Annotated in this window: 15 protein-coding genes; 2 read left to right on the top strand and 13 right to left on the bottom strand. The window is 71.1% G+C overall.

Annotated features, from left to right (window positions below; translation table 11 throughout):
- From ACZ7MF_RS14810 to ACZ7MF_RS14755, 12 genes are all read right to left on the bottom strand, one after another.
- Window positions 1-981 carry a DUF5605 domain-containing protein gene (locus tag ACZ7MF_RS14810; protein WP_471477157.1) on the bottom strand — a complete coding sequence of 327 codons (981 nt, stop codon included), beginning with the start codon at window positions 979-981 and terminating at the stop codon, window positions 1-3.
- Window positions 978-2,399 carry a DUF5060 domain-containing protein gene (locus ACZ7MF_RS14805; protein WP_471477156.1) on the bottom strand — a complete coding sequence of 474 codons (1,422 nt, stop codon included), beginning with the start codon at window positions 2,397-2,399 and terminating at the stop codon, window positions 978-980. The genes ACZ7MF_RS14810 and ACZ7MF_RS14805 overlap by 4 nt, the downstream gene beginning before the upstream one ends.
- Window positions 2,396-3,523 (bottom strand): sialidase family protein, encoded by a 1,128-nt coding sequence (locus ACZ7MF_RS14800; RefSeq protein ID WP_471477155.1) that lies wholly within the window; start codon window positions 3,521-3,523, stop codon window positions 2,396-2,398. Before ACZ7MF_RS14800 ends, ACZ7MF_RS14805 begins: the two co-directional genes overlap by 4 nt.
- Window positions 3,520-4,581, bottom strand: coding sequence for an ABC transporter ATP-binding protein (locus ACZ7MF_RS14795; RefSeq protein WP_471477154.1), 1,062 nt, complete (start codon window positions 4,579-4,581; stop codon window positions 3,520-3,522). The genes ACZ7MF_RS14800 and ACZ7MF_RS14795 overlap by 4 nt, the downstream gene beginning before the upstream one ends.
- The gene (locus tag ACZ7MF_RS14790; protein ID WP_471477153.1) at window positions 4,578-5,645 is read right to left on the bottom strand and encodes an ABC transporter ATP-binding protein; all 1,068 of its coding nucleotides are present in this window, start codon (window positions 5,643-5,645) and stop codon (window positions 4,578-4,580) included. Before ACZ7MF_RS14790 ends, ACZ7MF_RS14795 begins: the two co-directional genes overlap by 4 nt.
- Window positions 5,646-5,655: 10 nt before the next feature.
- Complete coding sequence (locus ACZ7MF_RS14785; protein ID WP_471477152.1) at window positions 5,656-6,795, bottom strand: ABC transporter permease; 1,140 nt, start codon at window positions 6,793-6,795, stop codon at window positions 5,656-5,658.
- A 7-nt stretch (window positions 6,796-6,802) separates the two neighbouring features.
- Window positions 6,803-7,804, bottom strand: a complete 1,002-nt coding sequence (locus ACZ7MF_RS14780; RefSeq protein ID WP_471477151.1) for an ABC transporter permease — start codon at window positions 7,802-7,804, stop codon at window positions 6,803-6,805.
- A 23-nt stretch (window positions 7,805-7,827) separates the two neighbouring features.
- Window positions 7,828-9,837, bottom strand: coding sequence for an ABC transporter substrate-binding protein (locus tag ACZ7MF_RS14775; RefSeq protein WP_471477150.1), 2,010 nt, complete (start codon window positions 9,835-9,837; stop codon window positions 7,828-7,830).
- Window positions 9,827-10,789, bottom strand: coding sequence for a dihydrodipicolinate synthase family protein (locus ACZ7MF_RS14770; RefSeq protein WP_471477149.1), 963 nt, complete (start codon window positions 10,787-10,789; stop codon window positions 9,827-9,829). Before ACZ7MF_RS14770 ends, ACZ7MF_RS14775 begins: the two co-directional genes overlap by 11 nt.
- A 171-nt stretch (window positions 10,790-10,960) precedes the next feature.
- Window positions 10,961-13,288 (bottom strand): Ig-like domain-containing protein, encoded by a 2,328-nt coding sequence (locus ACZ7MF_RS14765; protein WP_471477148.1) that lies wholly within the window; start codon window positions 13,286-13,288, stop codon window positions 10,961-10,963.
- A 46-nt stretch (window positions 13,289-13,334) separates the two neighbouring features.
- Window positions 13,335-14,558 (bottom strand): hypothetical protein, encoded by a 1,224-nt coding sequence (locus tag ACZ7MF_RS14760; protein ID WP_471477147.1) that lies wholly within the window; start codon window positions 14,556-14,558, stop codon window positions 13,335-13,337.
- A gap of 10 nt (window positions 14,559-14,568) precedes the next feature.
- Window positions 14,569-16,086, bottom strand: coding sequence for a pectinesterase family protein (locus tag ACZ7MF_RS14755; RefSeq protein WP_471477146.1), 1,518 nt, complete (start codon window positions 16,084-16,086; stop codon window positions 14,569-14,571).
- A 248-nt stretch (window positions 16,087-16,334) separates the two neighbouring features.
- On the opposite strand from ACZ7MF_RS14755, the gene ACZ7MF_RS14750 reads away from it, so the two are divergent.
- Together ACZ7MF_RS14750 and ACZ7MF_RS14745 are read left to right on the top strand one after the other, a co-directional pair.
- On the top strand, window positions 16,335-17,066 hold the full coding sequence (locus tag ACZ7MF_RS14750) for a GntR family transcriptional regulator (RefSeq protein WP_361854557.1): 732 nt from the start codon (window positions 16,335-16,337) through the stop codon (window positions 17,064-17,066).
- A 27-nt stretch (window positions 17,067-17,093) separates the two neighbouring features.
- The gene (locus ACZ7MF_RS14745; RefSeq protein WP_471477145.1) at window positions 17,094-19,028 is read left to right on the top strand and encodes a glycoside hydrolase family 127 protein; all 1,935 of its coding nucleotides are present in this window, start codon (window positions 17,094-17,096) and stop codon (window positions 19,026-19,028) included.
- On the opposite strand, the gene ACZ7MF_RS14740 is transcribed toward ACZ7MF_RS14745, so the two are convergent.
- Complete coding sequence (locus ACZ7MF_RS14740; RefSeq protein WP_471477144.1) at window positions 19,014-21,443, bottom strand: glycoside hydrolase family 95 protein; 2,430 nt, start codon at window positions 21,441-21,443, stop codon at window positions 19,014-19,016. The genes ACZ7MF_RS14745 and ACZ7MF_RS14740 overlap by 15 nt on opposite strands.
- Window positions 21,444-21,492 lie beyond the last annotated feature (49 nt).

Here is a 21,492-nt window from a genome sequence, read left to right as displayed (position 1 = left end):
TCAGCGCCTGCGGAGCCGTATCGCGAGGTACGGCTCCGCGGGCAGTTCGACGATGCGTGCGACACCGGCGCCGGTGTCGCACGCGTCGTCGAGCGCACGGACCGTCATGTTCCAGGTGTCGAGGACCTCCACCCGCCAGGCTCCGCCGGGCAGGTCGAAGGGACGCCGGGGGTAGCGGTGCGGGCCCAGGTACTGCAGGACGTAGCCCGGCGCCTCCAGTGTCGAGGCGTCGTACGTCTGCGGGGTGTGCGCCAGGCCGGACGGGGCCGCGTCCAGCACGGCGCGCAGGAAGGCGACCCGCTCGACCGCGGTGCCCTCCAGGCGCCCGCCCCCCGAGCTCCAAGGCCGCGGGCCCCACGACTCGGCGTGCGCGGCGTAGCCGCCGCGGCACACCGCCTCCCAGATCCGGGAGACCAGTTCGGGTCCGGGCAGCGCCTGCCCGGGGTCGGCGGGGTCGTCGCCCTCGGCGCCGCAGTCGTCGACGAGGACCGGCTTGCCCAGGTCCTGGACGAGGCCGGACACGGCCCGGGTCTGCGGGTGGCGCACCGAGGCATGGGTGATCCAGGGCGCGCCGAAGTCGGTGTCCGGCGGCCCGTGCACGGTGAGCGGGTGGTGGCCGTGGTCGTGTTCCTGGATGTCGGTCTGTGCCTCCGGGTCGGGCGGGGCGCACCACCAGACGTTGGGGTGGCCGGCCAGGCGGGTGACTGTCTCGGGGACGTCGCGTCCGTGGAGCATGACCTCCGCCTGCACGCCGATGGCCCCCAGCGCCCGGACCTGGTGGTCGAGCCGGTCCAGCGGGAGGGTGGCGCCGACCAGGCGCACCTTGGTGAAGGGCGAGCCCGCCAGTGCGCGCAGCGTGTAGTCGTCGGTCTGCGGGACGCTGGTGGTCCAGGGGTGGAACGTGGTGCCGTCCGCGTGCCGGAACCGGGTGCCGTGGACCCGGACGGGCCCGTGGTCGAGGGGCTGGGGTCGGTGTGTCATGTCGCCTTCCGGATGCGCAACGCCAGGTCCGGACGGTGGTCGAGCGGCACACGGGCCGTGTCGCCGTGCCACGGACCGGGCAGCGGCGTCACCGTCATGTTCCAGGTGTCGATCAGGTCGAGGGCCCAGGGGCCGCCTTCCTTCGGCAACGGCACCTCCCGGTGCCGGTGGCACCGGTCGCCGAAGTAGACGAACACGTCGTCGTGGGGCTCTTCCCACAGGCGGCGCAGGAACGCGATGCGGGAGGTGCTCTCGCCGTGCAGCCGGCCGCCCCGGGAGATCCAGGCCGAGTCGTCCTCGTCCTGTTCCGGATAGCACTCGCCGTGGCCGACGTAGACGCCCGCGGTCATGCCGTGCCAGAACTGCCGCAGCAGCGCGCGGCCCGTCAGGTTGCCCCAGCGGCGGCCGAGGATCCCCTCGTAGCCGATCTCGTCTAGCACCACCGGCTTGGCGACGCGCTCCAGCCACGTCGGGGCGAGTTCCGCGTCCCAGTGCTGGATGGACTGGTGCGTCGTCCAGGGCGTGCGGAAGTCGTAGATCCGTTCGTACTCGTACATGCGGGTGCCGTTGTGGATGGACCTCAGGTGCTGGTAGGGGTCCGAGCGCTGGACGTACTGGCCGACGCGGTTCCAGTCCTCGACCGTCTTGGCGGTGTTGAAGTCGTACTCGTTGGCAATCGACCACCACACGTTGCGGTAGGCGGCGAGGCGCGCGACGACGTGGCGGACGAGGAACCGGTCCTCGTCCCGGCTCATGTCGTCGACGCCCCAGTGCCCCCGGTCGTAGGGGTGGAAGAGGATGACGTCCGCCTCGACGCCCAGGTCCCGCAGATCGCGCACCCGCCGTTCGAAGTGGCTGAAGAAGGCCGGGTCGAAGCGGTTGGTGTCGAGGCCGCGCGGCCGGGGCGGGCCCGGGGCGGCGCCCGGGAACGGGAGCCGGGGCGGGTTCATCGCGCGGGTCGGCAGCAGGCACATGCGGACCTTGTTGAAGGGGGACGCGGCGAGCGTGCGCAGCGTGTCCTCCTCCAGCTTCTCGTCCTCGTAGTGGGTCCAGTGGTAGCAGGTGGTGCCGAAGGGCAGGTACGGGGTGCCGTCCGCGTACCGGAAGGTGCGGGGCCCGGCGACCCGGACCGGGCCGTGGTTGCCGGGACCCGGCGGCGTGCAGTGGAACCCGCCCTCCACCGCGTCCAGTTCGGGGGCGGTGGAGCGCGTGGTGTACGTCCACGCGCCCTCCCGGTCCGGCATGAACCGCACCCGGTACACGCCGTCGCCGTCGTGGAAGCCGTCGGCGGGCACCACACGGTGGCCGTGGCGGAAGTCGGCGCCGAACTCCACGTCCCGGTAGGGGTTGCCGGTGTCCGGGCCGCGCAGCGTCAGTTCGAAGGTGCCCCATCGCTCCACGGGGGCGGTGCGCTTCACGAGCGGCCCTGCCTGACCCATTCCTCGGTCACGGTCACATGCTTGATCGTCTTGCGGAGGTAGGAGTACGCGACGTGCAGCAGGCCGTCGCGCCGTCCCTGCGTGATGCAGGGGTACGAGTACCCGAGCTCGGTGTCCCGGTACTCCTCGTCGGCGATCTGCAGGTCGCGGCGCCAGGGCCAGGTGCGTCCGTCGTCGTCGGACAGCGCCAGCGTCAGCGGCGTGCGGAGCGCCTTCTTTCGGCGTCCGGCGCCCTGTCCCACCCAGCGGAACTCGCCGCGCTCCAGGCTCGCGTGGTTGTAGATCAGCGCCAGGGCGCCGCTGCGCAGGCGGGTGAGCTGGACCGCCGAGTTGTTGTTGGGCAGTTCGGTGGGGACCGCCCGGCTCCAGGTGCGGCCCGCGTCGGTGGACACGACGGAGTGGACGCGGTCGGCCGCGCGGCTGCGCAGCAGCCCGAGCAGCGATCCGTCCACGCGGGGCACGGCGGTGAGCTGGACCAGGTGATCGGTGCCGGCGACGTCGTACTCCTTCCAGCCGGCGCCCTCGTCCTCGCTGATCAGGACGGTGCTGTGCTCGGCGCCGGGGCGGCAGCGGTAGGCGGGCAGCAGCAAGGAGCCGTCGCCGGGGTCGAAGGGCGGGTTGCGGACGAAGACGCCCGGCCCGTCGTGGGCGACGCGTGGGGGGCTCCAGGTCCGGCCGCCGTCCTGCGAGGTGCGGGTGACCAAATGGGCGGTCGTCTGGTCGTGCGGCTCGTTCGAGGGGTGGAAGAGCCACACGGTCCCGTCGGGCCGCTGCGCGAGGACCGGGTTCTGCTCGGATCGGTCGGGGTCGGCGGACAGCGCCACGGGAACCGTCCAGCGGTCCGTGCCCAGCGGCAGCCGGGACAGGACGACGTTGGTGTCGCGGTCGCCCTCGTCGGGCCCGTTGAACCAGGCGCACAGCAGGTCGCCGTCGTCGAGTTCGAGCAGGCTCGCGGCGTGGCTGTCGCCCGGGTGCCGGACGGGGAGCAGCGCCTCGTGGACGGCGGGGTCGTCGGCGCGGGGGCGCAGGACACCGTCGAACCGCGGGTCGTGTGCCGCCGGGCCGCCCTCCGTCCGACCGCTGCCGGGTTCTTGTCCGGTCATGTTCCGTCGACTCCCTTCAGGTCCAGTTCTCCGGCGAAGTGGCAGGCCGCGGTCCGGCCCGGGGCGAGCGGGCGCAGGGCCGGCACCTCGGTGCGGCAGCGGTCGCGGGCGTAGGCGCAGCGCGGGTGGAACGGGCAGCCCGGGGGCACGTTGGAGGCGTCGGCGACCTCGCCGCGCAGCACCACGCGTTCCCGCCGCCGGGCCCGCGGGTCGGGGTCGGGCACGGCGGACAGCAGCGCCTCGGTGTACGGGTGCAGCGGCTGCCCGTACAGGTCGGCGGTCGACCCCGTCTCCACGACCCGGCCCACGTACATGACCGCGATCTCGTCGGCCATGTACTCCACTACGCCCAGGTCGTGCGAGATGAACAGGTACGTCAGGTCGGACTCGTCCTGCAGGTCCTTGAGCAGGTTGAGGATCTGGGCACGCACCGAGACGTCGAGGGCGCTGACGGCCTCGTCGGCGACGACGAGGCGCGGCTCGAGCGCCAGCGCGCGTGCGATGCCGACGCGCTGGCGCTGCCCGCCGCTGAACGCGTTCGGGTAGCGCCGCAGGTATTCCGGGCGCAGGCCGACGCGGCGCAGCAGTTCCGCGACGCGTTCCTCGGTCTCGGCGGCGCCGAGCCCCAGGTTGACGCGGAGCGGTTCGCCGACGATCTGCAGCAGCGTCATGCGCGGGTTGAGCGAGGCGAACGGGTCCTGGAAGACGAGGCGGATCTCGCTGCGGTACGGCTTGAGGGCCCGCTCGCCGAGCGTGGCGAGGTCGACCACGGTGCCGTCGGTGCGGAGGTAGGAGATCTCGCCGGAGGTCGGTGGGAAGACCCGCATCAGGCAGCGGCCCAGGGTGCTCTTGCCGCAGCCCGACTCGCCGACCAGGGCCACGGTGCGGCCGGCCGGGACGGTCAGGTCCACGCCGTCGACGGCGCGCACGTGTCCGACGGTGCGACCCAGCAGGCCGCGGCGGATCGGGAAGTGTTTGGTCAGGGCGTGCGTGCGCAGCAACGGGTGCCCGATGGGGGCCGCCTCCGTTGCCGGGGCGGCCGAGGGCGGTGCGGTCATGCGGAGTCCTCCTCGTACAGCAGGCAGCTCACCGCGCCGGGACGGTCGGGTTCCCGCACCGGTGTCGGGACCGTCACGTCGCAGCGGCCGGCCATGAACGCGTCGCAGCGCGGGTGGAAGGGGCAGCCGGACGGTCGCCGGTAGGCGCTCGGCACCATGCCCCGCACGGGCGTGAGCCGCGCACGCGATCCGGAGCCCAGTTTGGGCACGGAACCCAGCAGCGCCTTGGTGTACGGGTGGCGCGGCGCGCGGAACACGTCGTCGAGCGGGCCGTCCTCGACCACCCTGCCCAGATACATCACGGCGACCCGGTCGGCCATCTGGGCGGCGACGCCGAGGTCGTGGGTGATGAGCATGACCGCCATGCCGGTGTCCTGCTGGAGGGAGCGGAGCAGGTCGAGGATCTGGGCCTGGGTGGTGACATCGAGGGCCGTCGTCGGCTCGTCGGCGATGAGCAGCTCCGGGCCGCAGGAGAGCGCCATCGCGATCATGACGCGCTGCAGCATGCCTCCACTCATCTGGAACGGGTACTCGTCGATGCGCCGCTCGGGGGCGGGGATGCCGACGCGGCGCAGCAGCTCGACGGAACGCTTCCGGGCCTCCTTCTTGTCGACGCCCTCGTGCAGTCGGACGGCTTCGCCGAGCTGGTTGCCGAGGGTGTGCATGGGGCTCATCGCGGCGATGGGCTCCTGGAAGACCATGGCGATCTTCCTGCCGCGCACGGTGCGTACGGCCGGCCCCTCGGCGGTGGCCATGTCGACGACCGCGTCGTCGGTGTGCACGCGGATGTGGCCGCCGGTGATCCGCCCCGGCTTGTCGATCAGGCGCAGGATCGAGCGGGCCATGATGCTCTTGCCGCAGCCCGACTCGCCCACCACGGCGAGGACCTCGCCGCGCCCGATGGTCAGGTCGACGCCGTCCACGGCCCGGACCAGGCCGTCGTCCGTCCGGAACTGCGTGTGCAGCCCCTCCACTTCGAGGAGCGGGCGGTCGGCGACAAAGGTGCCGCCACCCTTGGTGAGGCCAGGCTTCCGCCCGCCGCCCGCGCTGTCCACTGGGTCCACGCGAAGCCCCCTACTTGTACGGGTCTGCGGAGTCCCGCAGCCCGTCTCCGACGAAGTTCATGGCCAGCACGGTGACGAACACCGCGAGGCCCGGGATCAGCAGCCAGGGCGCGGTCTCCACCGTGCGGACGTTCTGCGCCTCCTGCAGCAGCACGCCCCAACTGACGGCCGGTGACTGCAGACCGAGGCCCAGGAAGCTCATCGCGGTCTCTCCGAGGATCATGCCGGGGACGGCCATGCTGAGCGAGGCGATCACATGGCTGGACATGGACGGCACCATGTGCCCGAAGATGATCCGCCCGCGCCCGCAGCCGTCGAGGCGGGCGGCGGTGACGAAGTCCTCCTCGCGCAGTGAGAAGAAGCGTCCGCGCACCACCCGTGCCAGCCCGGTCCAGCCGATCACCGACAGGATGGTGGTGATGGCGAGGTACCGCGACAGCGGCCCCCACTGGTCGGGGACGGCCGCGGAGAGCGACAGCCACAGCGGCAGCGTCGGGATCGACATCAGGAACTCGATGACGCGTTGGATCAGCAGGTCGGGTGTGCCGCCGAAGTACCCGGAGATGCCGCCGAAGAGCAGTCCGAGGAAGAAGCTGAGGGCGACGCCGATGAGACCGATCGACAGCGAGACCCGCGCCCCGTGGATGATCCGGGAGAGCATGTCGCGGCCGGAGCGGTCGGCGCCCAGGAAGTAGACCTCGGTGTCGGGATCGGTGGCCCCGAACAGGTGCCGGTCCCAGGGGATGAGGCCCCACATCTCGTAGGAGTCGCCCTTGGCGAAGAACTTCAGCGGGATCCGCCGGTCGGGGTCGACGGTGTGGATCTGCTCGAAGGTCTCCGGGTCGCGCCGGGTGGTGAAGCCGTTGGTGTAGAACCGCAGGCCGTCGTCCCAGCTGAGGTCCATCTTGACCGTCTGCGGCGGCGCATAGGTGTGCTTCGCGTCGGTGGCGCTGGGCGAGCCGGGGGCGAGGATCTCGGCGAAGACCACCACGAAGTAGGCGATCACCACGATCACCGCGCCGGCCATGGCGAGCCTGTGCTTGCGGAACCTGCGCCACACCAGCCTCCAGGGGCTGGCCTGCCCGCCGGCGACGGGTGCGTCGTCGGCGAGCGCCGCCTCCTCCTCGGACTGCGGTGTCTTGGTCAGCATGGGCCGCTCACCCTCCCTCGTAGCTGTGTCTGATCCTGGGGTCCCACCAGGCGAGGGCCAGGTCGCTGATCAGGGTGCCGATGACGGTGAGGGTGGACAGGATCAGGATGAAGCTGCCCACCAGGTACATGTCCTGGCTGGTGACGCCGCCCAGCAGCAACGGTCCGGTCGTCGGCAGGTTCATCACGATCGAGATGATCGTCTCGCCGCTGATCAGGCCGGGCAGCAGCCAGCCGACGGTGGAGAAGAACGGGCTCATGGACATCCGGAACGGGTACTTCAGCAGCAGCTTCCACTCGGGCAGGCCCTTGGCGCGGGCCGCCATGACGTAGGGCTTGTACAACTCGTCCAGGAGGTTCGCGCGCGCGATGCGGATGGCCCCGGCGGTGCCCGACACCGCGATGATCACGATGGGCAGCCAGATGTGCGAGGCGAGGTCCAGTACCTTGCCCAGGTTCCAGGCGGCGTCCTGGTACTCGGGCGAGAACAGCCCGCCGGGGCTCAACCCGAAGTAGCGCATGCCGACCCACATCAGCACCAGCGCCAGCATGAACTCCGGTACCGCCATGCCGACGAAGCCGAAGAACGTGGCGATGTAGTCGCCGGTGGAGTACTGCCTGACGGCCGAGTAGATACCGATCGGGTAGGCGATCGCCCAGATCAGCAGCATGGTGGCGACGGAGAGGGTGAAGGAGAGCGCGACCCGGTCCCAGATCAGGTCCGAGACCGGCTGGCTGTTGTACGCGAAGGCCTGCCCGAAGTCGCCGTGGAGGACGATGTTGCTGATCCATTTCCAGTACTGGGTCAGGAACGGCTGGTCCAGCCCGTAGCGGTCGCGCAGTGCCGCCGCCTCGGCCGGGCCCATCACCTCGCCTCGCTCCTCGGCGTTGGCCTGGAGCGTGGAGACGTAGTCGCCCGGCGGCAGTTGGATGATGAAGAACGTCGCCAGCGAGATGGCCCCCAGGGTGACGACCATCCAGCCGAGGCGGCGGGTGACGAACGAGAGCATGCGGCGTCACTCCCGTCCGGCCGTCAGGCCTTGCCCTTGAAGAAGTAGGTGCTGGGGTTGCTGGGGCCCGGCGCCTGGTGGAAGCCGGTGGCGTTGAACGAGGTGGGGACGTTGAGCATGTTCGTCCGGACGATCCCGTAGTCCTTCGGCGGTGTGGAGATGCCGATGTAGTAGAGCTCCTCCTTGGTGATCTCCAGGACCTGCCGGGCGAGCTCGAGGGCCTTGTCGGGGTCGAAGGTGGCGCGCATCTTGTCGAAGAGCTCCAGCTGCTCCTTGATGCGGGCCGGCGGCTCCTCGCCGTCCTCGCCCTCCCTCATGTACCACTTGGCCCATTCGCCGCCGAAACGGGAGGAGCCGCGCGGGTTGGTGGGCAGGTAGTAGTGGTTGCCGCCGGTGCCGGTGCGGATGTCGAAGTTGTTGCAGTCCCAGACGGCAGCCTCGGACTCGCCGGCCTCGACGCGTTCCCAGTAGAGCGTCTCGGCCATGCGCGAGATGGTGGCGTCCACGCCGACCTCGCGCCAGTCGGTGCGCACCATGTCCAGGGCGTCGACCAGGTCGGCCGCCTCGGAGGCGACGAAGACCCGGAAGGCGACGGGGGCGCCGTCCTCGGTGAGGCGGATGCCGTCGCCGTTGCGCCTGGTCAGGCCGGCCCGGTCCAGGTACTCGTCGGCCTTGGCCACGGAGTACTCGGTGTACTGGGTGCCGAGTTCCTCGTTGTAGAGCTCGTTGCCCTCGTTGGGGCCCGCCTGCCAGGGCTTGCCCTGTCCGGCGAAGACGGTGTCGATGATCTTCTGCCGGTCGATGGCGTGGGAGAGCCCGATACGGAAGTCCTTGTTGCCGTAGAGGGCGCGCTTCTTCTTGTCCTTGTGGGTCCGGTTGAACCCGATGATCATCGTGTTGGCGCTGTCGGGCTCGACGTCGACGAGGCGGTAGCCGCCCTTGGTGCGGTTGCGGGAGACGACCGGCTTGTTGCGCACCGTGCCGAACTGGTAGAGCTGCATGTCCAGGTCGCCGTTGGAGATCTTGAGGACCTCGACCTCCACCTCCTCCAGGATCTGCACGATGACCTTGTCGATGTATGGCAGTTGGCGGCCGTCCGGGTCGGTCTTCCAGTAGTAGGGGTTGCGCTCGCAGACGACCTGGCTGCCCTTGATGGCCGCGTTCCTGGGGACCCACGCGTTGAGGGTCGGCATGGCCGGGTTGTTCCACGGCTCGGCGATGATCTCCATGTGGTTGATCCAGTCGGCGGAGCCGGCCTTCTTCGCCACCGCGTTCGCGTCCTTGTTGTACTTGATGTGGAACTTCTCGAAGTAGTGCTTGGGCAGCACCATCTGGACACCCGTGGTGCCCGCGATCTCCTCCAGAAAGCCCGGCTTGGGCTCCTCGAAGACGTACTTCACGGTGAGGTCGTCCACGGCCTCGAAGCGCGCGGGCTTTCCGGACGCGGACAGCCACAGCTCGTACAGGCCGTACTGGTGGAGCTGCTTGTCGGTGTTGTAGTCGGTGAAGGCGAAGGCGAAGTCCGCCACGGTGACCGGCTTGCCGTCGGACCACTTCAGGCCCTTGCGCAGATGGAAGACGAACTCCTTGCCGTCGCCGACGACCTCGTACTTCTCGCAGATGCCCGGCAGGAGTTCCGTCTTGGTGACGCCCTCCCACTCGGGCGCCCAGCGCACCAGCGGCTCGTAACCCATGCTGAATCGCAGCCAGCCGAGGTCCTCCTGCGTGATCATCGCGGAGTGCCAGGTGCCGCCGTAGACGCCGGTCTCCTTGAGGGGCTCGACCACCAGGGGGGTGGCGGGGAGACGGTCCGCGAGCTTGGGCAGCTTGCCGGCGTCCGCCTGCTCCTTCAGGGAGGGTGCTTCCTTGCCCTTCGCTCCCCCGCCTCCGCTGCTGCCGTCGTCGGGGTCGGTGTCGAAGAACCCGCAGCCGGCCAGCGACGTGGCCACCAGGAGGCCGCCGCCCGCGCGCAGCAGCGTGCGCCGGTCGAGCACGCCGCGGTGCGACGGGGATGGCGTGCGGTCAGGAGTCATGTCCACGCTCCTTTGCGTGAGCTGCCGCCTCCAGCTCGCGGACCCGGGGAACCACGGTCGCGGTCAGGTTGCGCCGCTCCTCGGTGTCGAGGCGGGCCAGTGGTGCGGCGGCATGGGCGTCATCGATGCGGCCCAGGGCCGCCAGGACGAATTTGAAGGTGCTGACGATCGCGGAGAGGGTGGGCTCGCGGCGGGCCGCGCGCATCATGTCGAGCAGATCCTCCAGTTGTTCCTGGAGCATCCGGGCCCGCCGCCAGTCCCCCGCGCGGGCCGCCTCGTACAGCGCGACGAGGTGACGGGGGGTCACGTTGGCGAGCGAGGAGGTGGCACCGGCGGCGCCCGCGTACAGGGACAGGTCGGTGAGGCTGCTGCCGCCGGTGAAGCAGCGCACCGGGACTCCCAGCCGGTCGGCCCGGCGCAGCAACTGCCGCTGCCAGGTCATGTCGCCCGCACTGTCCTTGATCCCGCAGAGCACTCCCTCACGGGTGAGTTCGAGGACGCAGTCGATGGTCAGGGCGGACCGGGTGAGCTGGGGCATGTGGTAGGCGAGGACCGGGAAGCCCACGGCCCGGGCCACGGCCCGGTAGTGGTCGCGGAGCTCCTCGCGGCCGTATCCGGCGAAGTAGGGGGCGATGACGGCGATCTCGTCGGCGCCCGCGTCCGCCGCGGCCAGGGCGTGGCGCACGGTGGACGCGGTGGCCGCGTCGCCGACATGCGCGATCACGGGCAGCCGCCCGTCGGCGGTCTTGGCGGCGACGGTCACGGCGAGTGCGCGCTCGTCGTCGTCCAGGGCGTGGAACTCCCCGGTCGTCCCGTTGATCCAGAGCCCGTGGACGCCTGCGTCGATCAGTGCGGTCAGGTGGCGTTCGAGCGAGGAGCGGTCCAGGGAGCCCTCGGCGTTCATGGGTAACACGGTCGGTGCGACGATCCCGTGCAGCGCGTGACTCGGCATGAATACCTCGCGGCATGTCGGTGGTATGCCATGAGTCTGTTGAGTGCCCGGGTGGCCGTCAACCCCTGCGACACGGGCAATGCCCGGCGTACGTGAACGGCCGTCAGGTCCGGTTCACCTGCGGCATACCAGGAGCAGGCGACCGGGACCGACGGAGCGCCGGTGGTGTGTCTAGTGGTTGATCTTCACCAGGCTGAACTGGGCGGTCGTGTAGTGGTGGACGGAGTTGGCCTGCTGGTTGCCGTCCACGAAGAGACCGGCGTGGAGCCTGTCAGCCATGGGGATGCGTTCGTAGCCGATGCGCGTCCACTGCAGGGAGTCCGGCGAGATCTCCGAGGTGAACTCGTCGCCGCGCACGGTGATGCGGAGCCAGTACGGCCCGTCGTCGAGCTTCTCGTCCTCCTCGTACGGGTAGGCGCCGATGCTCGGCTCGGTGCCGTGGGTGTGGATGCGTTTGACGACGCCCTTGATGCCGCCCTTGGAGACGTAGACGCCCAGGAAGTTGAAGGGCGAGTCAGCGGTGAGGTTCTCGCGGATCATGATCCCGGCGACGACGTCCTCGTAGACGGGGCTGAGCGAGTCGACGCGGGCGACCAGTTCGACCACTTCGTCGCCGGGGGCGTCGACGCTCTGGTGGACGAACAGGCCCGAGTCCTTGCGCCCTTTGAGCTTGCCGGAGCCGCGCAGGGTGAACACGCCCCGCTCCAGCGCGGCGGCCCCCTCGATGGGCACCTTGCCGAGGTCCTGGGCGGTCCAGGCGCCCAGCGACGTCACGCGGTTGACGTGGACGGGCACCACGGCGGACGTGGTGGAGGTGCCCGTGCCGTCGGTGGCGCGTGCGGTGAGGTGGTGGGTGCCTTCGGGGGCGTTCCTCCACACGGTCTCGTACGGGGCCGAGGCGGCCTCCCCGACCTTCTTGTCGTCGGCGTAGAAGGCCACCGAGGCGATGTCGGCGCCGTCCTTGGCCGTGGCGTCGGCGCGGAGGGTGACGTCGTGGGTGCCCGTCGCGGAGGCGAGTACGGTGTCGACGGCCGGCGCGGTGAGCGTGACGTCGGGGTTGTCGGCGCCGGTGGGGCGCAGGGAGTCGAGGTAGAGCTCCAGGTTGCTCCAGCCGGTGGCGGGGTCGATGGTGGCGCCGTCCCCGGCACCGTTCTTGTCGAGCCCGTGCTCCTTCTCCCAGGCGTCGGGGATGCCGTCGTGGTCGCTGTCCTTCGGCGCCTCGGCCGAGGCGAGCGGGACGATTCCGCCCACCTCCTTCTGCGAGTTGATCATGCGTCCGGTCCCCCGGCGGGCGTCCGCCAGGACCCTGGCGTCGGTCGCGTCCCGGCGCGGCAGGGTGGCTCCGGCCCCGGCGAGGACCGCCTGGTAGGCGTCCTTGGCCGCCTGGGTCCGGACGGGGTCGGGCGTCTCGAACGGCTCGTCGCTCAGGGTGGCCCCGCCGAGCGGGAAGACGACGCCGCGGGTGTTGTCGGCGGTGACGTCCGAGTGCCCCTCGACGACGTTGCCGCCGACGTGCCAGCTTCCGCCGCGGTCCGGGGAGACGATGACCGGGGCGATCGCGGCGAGGGTGTTCGGGCCCGGCCGGTAGTAGCTGCCGACGATGTTGACGCCGTCGGCCCACTCGCCGCCGTAGCAGGAGGTGTAGCCGTAGTTGTAGATGACGTTGTTGCGCAGGTCGGCCCGCTGGGGCACGTCCTCGACGAAGCTGAAGCGCGGGTTGCGGCCGCCCTGGTGGACCAGCAGGTTGTGGTGGTAGGTCGCGTTGTCTCCGCCCCACAGCCCGCCGTAGCCGTGCAGTCCCTTCTCGTGGACGGACAGGGCCAGGCCCTCGGCGATGATGCACCACTGGAGGGTGAAGTTCTCGTTGCCGTAGCAGGAGCAGCACTCGTCGACCGCCCAGCTGAACGAGCAGTGGTCGACGATGACGTTGCGGCAGCGTTCCATGCCGAAGGTGTCGATGGGGGTGCCGAGGGTGTCCGTGCCACGGAACCGCAGATGCCGCAGGATGATGTTCTCGACGTTCTCGGCCTTGGTCTCGTTGCCGACGACGCAGATGCCGTCGCCGGGCGCGGTCTGTCCGGCGATCGTGAGGTTGGACCCGGTGATGTCCAGGCCGCCCTTGAGCTCGATGTTCCCCGAGACCCTGAAGACGATGGTGCGGTCGCTGCCGGAGACGGCGTCGCGCAGGGACCCGGGTCCGGAGTCGGCGAGGGTGGTGACCTCGTAGACCGAGCCGCCGCGGCCTCCCGTGGCGTAGCGGCCGCCGCCCTCGGCGCCGGGGAAGGCGAGGACACCGTCGGCGGCCTCGGCGGCCGCGGCGAGCTTGTCGGCGGCCCGTGCGGACGGCATCCGCAGGGCCGCGGTACCGACCAGCGCTCCGGCGCCGACGACGAAGGCCCGGCGCCCCAGGCGTCTGTCCGTGTCGCCGCCCGTCGCGGCGCCCGTCGCGGCGCGCGTTGCGGTGCCGACGCCGTGGTCGTGGCCGTTCAATGGGTTCATGACGTGGTTCTCCTCCGAGGGGATCAGGGGTGGTCGTGCGGGTTGCTCACGGCTCGTCGACGCAGTTCGCATCGAGGTCCCACAGGATCACGTCGAGGGCGTACGGGCTGATGGTGTGGTCGCCGTGGGTGGCGTCCTCCAGGAGCTCCCAGTGGCCCTTGCCGATGACCTGGATGCGGTGGCTCACCACCGGTGCGTAGCTGCGGTGCCCCACGCCGTTGAAACAGCACTCGTCGAAGCGGTTGAGGATCTGCATCTGGCGTCGATGGGGCCCCACCGAAGCGAGCGCGTACAGGTCCGGGAAGTCGCAGATGCCGTAGAAGACCGGGTGCTTGTCCAGGCGTTGTTCCCAGTCACCCGTGGTCGGCCGGGGCTTGGGCGGCGCCGCGCGCAGGAAGAACGGCAGGGAGCCGGCCGTCGGGTAGCTGCGGGTGATGCGGGGGTCGAGCGCCGGGTACACGGTGGCGGTCCAGCCGCCGCCGGAGAGGCCGATCATCTGCAGGGACGAGGGGCGGTAGGTGCGGCTCACGTGGTTGACGGCCACCGCGAGCGGCTCCAGGAAGAACCGGAGGGTGGAGAACGTCTCGGTCTCCCAGGGCCCCAGGTCGTTGTGGGACTCGGGGGTCACGAGCGTGTCGGGGTCGGTGGGGCTCTGCAGCTGCTTGGGGTTCCAGTGGTACAGCGGCATCGCGCACAGCAGCACGCCGTACCCGGCGTCGACGAGCGCCTGGGCGGTGCGCTGCATGGTCTCCGGCGTCTCGCCGTGGCCGTTGTGGTACAGGGCGAAGCGTCCGTGGGCGCCGGCTCGGCGCGGCAGCAGCAGGTAGACGACGGAGCGCAGGCCGTAGGGCAGGCTCACGGTGAGCCGGTCGATGCGCCGTACGCCGGTGAAGGCCGGCAGTTCGGGTGCGGTGACGCCGTGCTCGACCTCGGGAAGGGCATCGGGCAGCCGCCCGTCGGCGGACTTCCAGACCTCGGCGACGAGCAGCTGACGCAGCCGTTCGGTGTCCGCCTCGGTGTGCACGGTCATCAGTTGCTCGGCGTCGACACCGACGACGTCCTGGGGCAGCGCCCGGTAGTCGATGCTGTGGGCCGCGGCCACCTCCTGGTTGACGGGTGCGACCGGGCGCGGCCGCAGGGTCGGGCGTCCGCTCGTGGGCGTTCCCTGTGCCGACGCGGGGCTGTTGAGGCCGGGAACTCCGAGCGTCGCGGCGGTCGCGGCGACCGCTCCCGCGGTTCCCAGGAGGCCTCTGCGGCTGACGATGGACATGGCGGCCCTCTCAGTTGTGGTGGCTGTGGCCGGACTCGGCGGACGGGTCCCAGCCGTTCAGCAGCCGGGCCGGGTCCCGCCACGTGCGCGCTTCGGCGGCGGACAGCTGCCGCGAGCAGGACAGCCGCTCGCCGGTGTCCACCGGTGCCCCGGACAGATCCTTGCTGCCGTACTCCCAAAAGCGCAGGTCCTGCCCGCTCGTGCAGTCGAAGCCGGTCAGGCCCCAGCCCTCGGGCGCCACGTGGGAGTCCATGGCGGTGTCGATGAAGACGGCCTGACTGGCGGGGAAGCGGCTGTCGATCCGGCTGAGCAGCACGCTGCCGTCGGCCACCGAGTCGGCGCGGGTGAGGCGGGTGTCGACGAACACGGCGCCGGGCGCGTCCGGCTGGTTGCGGATCTGGCTGATGTAGCCGATGTCGAGGGACTTGAGTTCGGAGTCCCGGACGTAGACGCCTCCGGTCCCCCAGAAGAAGTCGACGTTGCCCTCGACGTAGGAGTCGGTGACGAAGGCGCGGCCCTGGATGCGGAGGCTGTCCTGGAAGCTGACCACGCGGACCCGGTCGAGCACGATGCGGTCGCCGTTGCCCCGGAAGGCCTCGGCCTGGGAGCCGCCCTTGGGCGTGAGGTTGTGGACGGTGAGGTCGCTCAGGCGGAAGTCGTCCGCGTCGACTCCGAAGGCGGCGCGCCAGCAGTTGAACCTGTCGGGCTGCGGCAGCACCCGGCGCGGGCAGTAGCTCTGCTCGGGCGGCACGTCGGCCATGGCGGAGTCGCCGTTGAGCAGGTTGTTGTTCGGGTAGCCGATCACGGTACGGCCGGCTCCCGCGCCGCGCACCCGCAGGTGGGGCCGCGACGGGCCGACGTAGACGATCTCCCGGTACGTGCCGGGCGCCACGTCGATGCGGACCTCGCCGCGGTTTCCCTCCGGCACGGAGTCGACGGCGCCCTGGACGGTGCAGAAGTCACCGCCGCCCCGCGCGTCGACGCGCAGGTTCCGGGTGCCGGGGCGTGGGGCGTCCGCGGTCCGGAAGCGCCACTCGCGCGGCGAGGTGATGCCCCGGTGGCCGAGGAAGAAGCCCGGGTCCACGGTGACGTGGTAGCGCTGTCCGGGCTCGAGGGTGCGGTGCAGCAGGACGGTGGCGGTACGGCCGGTGACGACGACCGGCTCGTAGGTCCAGCGGTGCGGTTCGCCGAAGTCGGAGCGTGCGTCGCCGATGAGGCGCTGGTACGTCGCGGGGTCGGCGAGGTCGACGGTGTCCACGACGCCGCCGTCGGCGCGGTGCACGGTCAGGCGCCCTTCGGTGCCGAGCCGGACGGCCGAGTCGAAGGTGAGGCGCAGTGGTGTGTCGGCGCAGACGGCTTCTGCCGTGCCGTTCGGCGCGAGTGCGACCGGCCGGCCGCCCGCGGTACCGGCCCCGTCCGCCGTGGCGGAGGGCGCGACGGCCACCGGAGCGAGCAGGACGGCGAGGACGGGACCGGCGCGCAGGATCGGGCGCACACGGGAAACGAGCTGACGGAACATCGATCGCATGGGAACGACTCCTCATCCCGGCATACCTATGGCATGCCAGCGATGGAAGCACAGGAGTCACTCACTGAACACCCCTTTGTCGCTGTGAACCCTCGGGGCTTGTGGCCAGTTCACCGCACCGGCCGCGCCCTCCCGGGTCGCCCGAACCGCAGACACTCCGCCTACCAGTGGCATACCATGTCCTCGGGCGCGCTGGCCGGACGATACGGTGGCCCGGACAAGCAGTCGCTCAGTGCCAGGAGGACGGCATGACCCCACCGAAAGCGGCATCGGCCCGGCAGGACCCGGCCTCGTCGTCGGCATCGCCGACGTCCGAGGAGAGCCTGGAGAGCCGGGCGCGTCAGGCGCTTGTGGACTGGTTGACGAAGGAGCACCCCGCTCCCGGCCAGCCCGTACCCGTGCGGGAGTTCGCCAGGCGGCTGGGCATGAGCCGTACCCCGGTGCGCAGCGCCGTCGGCCGCCTGTACGAGCGCGGGCTGCTGGCCTACGATCCGGTTGCCGGATTCACCGTCGCCATCCCGTCGCTCTCCAGCATCTACGAGCTGTTCGAGCTGCGGCTGATGCTGGAGTCGCACGCCCTGCGCCTGTTCGCCGAGCGTACCGACCGGGAGCCGCCGGTCCGGCTGCGCGAGCTGGTGGACGAGGCCGACGAGCTGGCCCGGGAGTCGGTCGAGGACCACACCCGGTACATCGACTTCCGGGAGAACGACAGCCGCTTCCACCGCGCCATGGTGGAGCTGGGCGGCCTGCCGCGCCTGCTGGAGCTCCACGACGACCTGCACCTGAGCATCCATGTGACCCGTACCGGAATGGAAGCGCCGATCACCGCGTCGAGGCTGAACACCGCCGTCGCGGAACACCGCGCCGTGGTCGACGCGCTGGAGCGCGGCGACCGCCAGGCGGCCCGGGACCTGCTGGAGGCCCACATCCTGCGGGTCCGCGACCAGACCATCGCCTTTCTGGCCCGGCCCAGAATCTAGGGCCCGGCCCCGAATCCAGGGGAGACCATGTCGGGACCCGCGGTACCCACCCGCACCGCACACACCGAGCACCGTCCGCTGCACCTGGAACACACCGAGCTGACCGGCGGTCTGTGGCGCCGATGGCGGGACGTCAACCGCACGGTCAGCCTGCCACTCGCCCAGCGGTGGCTGGAGCAGGCCGGCAACCTGGCCAACCTCCGCATCGCCGCGGGCGAGGCCGACGGCCGGTACCGGGGTCCGGTCTACATGGACTCGGACGTGTACAAGGTGCTGGAGTCCGCAGCCTGGGAGTTGCAGTACGACAGCGACGCCGGTCTGACGGACTTCGTCGACCGGACCACCGGCCTGCTGGAGCGCGCCCAGCAGAAGGACGGTTACCTGAACTCCCACTACCAGGTGGCGAGTCCGGGCGGACGCTACACCAAGCTGGTCGACAGCCACGAGCTGTACTGCGCCGGCCACCTGTTCCAGGCGGCGGTGGCCGCTCAGCGCAGTGCCTCGGACACCCGGCTGCTCACGGTGGCGCGCCGTCTCGCCGACCATCTCGCCGAAGTGTTCCTGGACGGTGCCGGCCCCGGGCTGGACGGTCATCCCGAGGTGGAAACCGCCCTGGTCGAGCTCTACCGGGCGACGGGCGAGGAGCGCCACCTCGCACTGGCCTCCGCCTTCGTCGAGCGCCGCGGCCGCGGACTGGTCGGCCCGCACAAGCACGGTGCCCGGCACCGCCAGGACCACCTGCCGGTACGCGAGGCGCCCGCGCTCACCGGCCACGCCGTACGCGCGCTCTACCTCGAGGCGGGGATCGTCGACGTCGCCGTGGAGACGGGCGACGCCTCCCTCCTCGCGGCGTCCGCGCACCGCTGGCAGGACATGGTGGCCTCCAGGACCTCGCTGACCGGCGGGCTCGGCTCGCGCCAGGTGGGCGAGGTGTTCGGCGAGCGGTACGAGCTGCCGCCGGACCTGTCGTACAACGAGACGTGCGCGTCGGCGGCGAGCATCCAGTGGAGCTGGCGGCTGCTGCTCGCCACCGGGCAGGCCCGCTACGCCGACCTCGTCGAGCGCACGCTGTACAACGCGTTCGCCGCGGCGCGCTCCGCCGACGGCAGGGCGTACTACAAGGGCAACCCGCTGCAACGGCGCCCCGACCACGCCGAGGCGGTGGGTGATCCGCGCTGCCGCGACGAGTGGTTCTTCTCGGCCTGCTGTCCCCCGGCCGTCACCCGCCTGGTCGGCTCGCTGGAGCACTACGCCGCGACCACGTCCGAGCACGCCGGTGTGCCCACCCTCCATCTGCATCAGTACACCTCGATCACGCTGGCCTGCCCCTTCGCCGACGGCCGGCTGGGGCTGCGGGTGGAGACGGACTATCCCTGGCAGGGGCGCGTGGAGATCACCGTCACCGAGGCCCCCGCCGGGCCGTGGGCGCTCGCGCTGCGCATCCCGCCGTGGAGCACGCGGACCCGGATGGACACGCCGGACGAGAAGGGCATGGCGGTCACCGCCGACGAGCAGGGGTACGCCGTGCTGCGCCGGTCGTGGCGGCCCGGGGACACCGTCGTAGTGCACCTGGACCTGACGCCCCGGCTGACCCTGCCGCACCCGCGGATCGACGCCGTGCGCGGCTGCGCGGCGGTCGAACGCGGCCCGCTGGTCTACTGCTTCGAGCAGACCGACCAGCAGGACGGCGTCCCGGTCGACGAGGTGGCGCTCTTCCGGGACGCCGTGTTCGAGGAGGTCACGCACACCGATCTGGACGGCGTCGGGCCGACCGTGGCGCTGCGCACCCGGGCGGCGGCCGTCACGGGCGGGCACGAGGCGGGGCTCCCCTACCGCACCGCCGGCGGCCCGCACGCCGCGGACACCGACCGCCCCGTCACCGCCACCGCGGTGCCCTACTTCCAGTGGGACAACCGCGGCGACGGCGCGATGCGGGTGTGGATGCCGCTACTGGACGGCTGAACGCAGCCGGTACCGGCCGTTCCGGCGCGTGCCGAACGACACGACGCACTCCTCGGGACGGTCGGCCCCGGCACCCTCGACGTCCACCGGGTGCGGGGTACGGATCCGCAGCGGATTGCCGAGCAGGGAACGCACCTCGGCGTGCGCGACCCCGCCCGCCGTCCACTCCAGGTCGACCTCGAAGCCGCCGCGGGCCCGCAGTCCCCGGAAGGAGCCGGCGGGCCACGCGTCGGGCAGGGCGGGCAGCAGGGCGACCTCCCCGGCGTGGCTCTGCAGCAGCATCTCGGTGATCCCGGAGGTGCCGCCGAAGTTGCCGTCGATCTGGAAGGGCGGGTGCAGGTCGAACATGTTGGGCGCGGTGCGGGCGGGGACCAGCAGGTTGGTCAGCCGCTTGTACGCCTCGGCGCCGTCGAGCAGTCGCGCCCAGAAGTTGATCTTCCAGGCGAGTGACCATCCCGCGCCCGCCTCACCGCGCAGCTCGAGCGTACGCCGTGCCGCCGCGGCCAGTTCGGGACGGGTACGCGGGTTGATCTCCTCGCCGGGGAACAGGCCCCACAGGTGCGAGATGTGCCGGCTGCGCGAGAGGGCGGCGTCCCCTTCGTAGTCCTCCAGCCACTCCTGGATCTGGCCGAGGTGACCGACCTGTGTGGGGGCGAGCCGCTTGCGGGTGGCGGAGACGGCACGCCGCATGTCCGGGTCCTCTCCCAGGGCCTCGGACGCGCCCTCGAACGCGGTGAAGAGCTGCCGCAGGATCTGCATGTCCATCGTCGGGCCCGCGCACATGCTGACGTTCTCGCCGTCGACCTCGTGGTGGCCCACCTCGGGCGAGTGCGAGGGGTTGGTCACCAGGTGGCCGGACTTGGGGTCCTCCTGCAGCGTGTCGAGGAAGAACTCGACGGCCCCCTTCAGCATCGGGTAGTGCTGCCGCAGTGTGCGCTTGTCGCCGGTGTAGAGGTAGCGCTCCCAGATGATGCCCGCCAGCCAGGCGCCACCGGTGGGCCACACCCCGTAGAAGGCGAAGTCGACCGGCGCGGTGCCGCGCCAGCCGTCGGTGTTGTGGTGCACCATCCAGCCCTTGGCGCCGTACATCTTCCGCGCGGTCTCGGCACCGGTCTCGGACAGGTCGGACACGAGGTCGAACAGCGGGTCCCAGCACTCCGCGAGGTTGGCCGGCCCGGCGGGCCAGTAGTTCATCTCGAGATTGATGTTGAGCGTGTACTTCGACTCCCAGGCGGGATTCAGGCCGTCGTTCCAGATGCCCTGCAGATTCGCCGCGTACCCCGGGCTGCGCGAGCTGGAGATCAGCAGGTAGCGGCCGTACTGGAAGTACAGGGCGGCCAGCGACGGATCGGTGTCCGGCTGCTTGCGCGCGATGCGCTCGTCGGTGGGCAGCAGGGCGGCCTCGGAGGTGCCGAGGTCGATGTCGACCCGGCCGAAGAGCGCCGTGTAGTTGCTGATGTGCGCCTCGCGCAGCACCCGGTACGGTTTGGCCGAGGCGCGCTGGAGATGGCGTCCCGCGGGCGTCTCCTGGTCTCCGTCCGCGTCACGGTAGCTGCGGTAGCTCGTACCCATGGAGATCAGCAGGGTCACCGCGTCGGCGCCGTCGACGATCAGCCGGCCTCCCTCGGTGCGCACCGTTCCGCCGTCGGCCTCCGCCCGGGCACGGGCCTGGAAACGCACCGCACCCGGACGCCCCTCCCAAGCCGTGCTGATGCCGTCGAGCCGGATGGTGGCGGCGCCCGCGGATCCCGTCGTGCTGTCCTGCGGGCTGGAGAACTCCGCCTCGAACGAGACCGAGGCACGCCGGTCGGCACTCAGCCGCATGACGACGACCTGGTCGGGCAGGCCGGCGAACACCTCACGGGTGTGACGCACCCCGTCCCTGACATGGGTCACCTTCGTGATCGCCGTGGTCAGGTCCAGCTCACGGTGATAGTCCGTGTACTCCTCCGTGCCCGGGAACACCAGCCGCAGGTCGCCCACCGGCTGATAGGGCGCCTGTTCGCTCGGGGTGCCCATGAAAGCCTCGTCGGCCAGCCTCTGCGCCGCACCCCACTGGTCGTCGAAGACCAGCCGTCTGATCTCCGGCAGCGCCTCCAGCGCACCGGGCGGGTTGTATTCGTGCGGGCCGCCGGCCCACACACTGTCCTCGTTCAACTGCAGGCGCTCGGTGGCCACTCCGCCGAAGACCATGGCGCCGAGCCGGCCGCAGCCGACCGGCAGTGCCTCCAGCCACTCCTCGGCCGGGGCCCGGTACCACAGCCGCAGCGGGTTGGAGCCGTGACCGGTTCCCGGCGCGACCGGTGCGGGGTCCACCGCGTCCGGTGCGGCGTGCGCGGTACCGGCGTCCAGTGCGACCGCCGCCGCGGATGCTCCGGCCGCTGCCAGGACGTGCCGTCGGGACATCTCGGACATGGGAGTGCCTCCAAGTGCGTCGTGAGAGCTGCAGTACTCGTGCTGTCGG

Source organism: Streptomyces sp. NPDC111628 (assembly GCF_055635195.1).
Note: the sequence above shows the minus strand (reverse complement) of the source record. Positions and strands in the feature narration are given on the sequence as shown.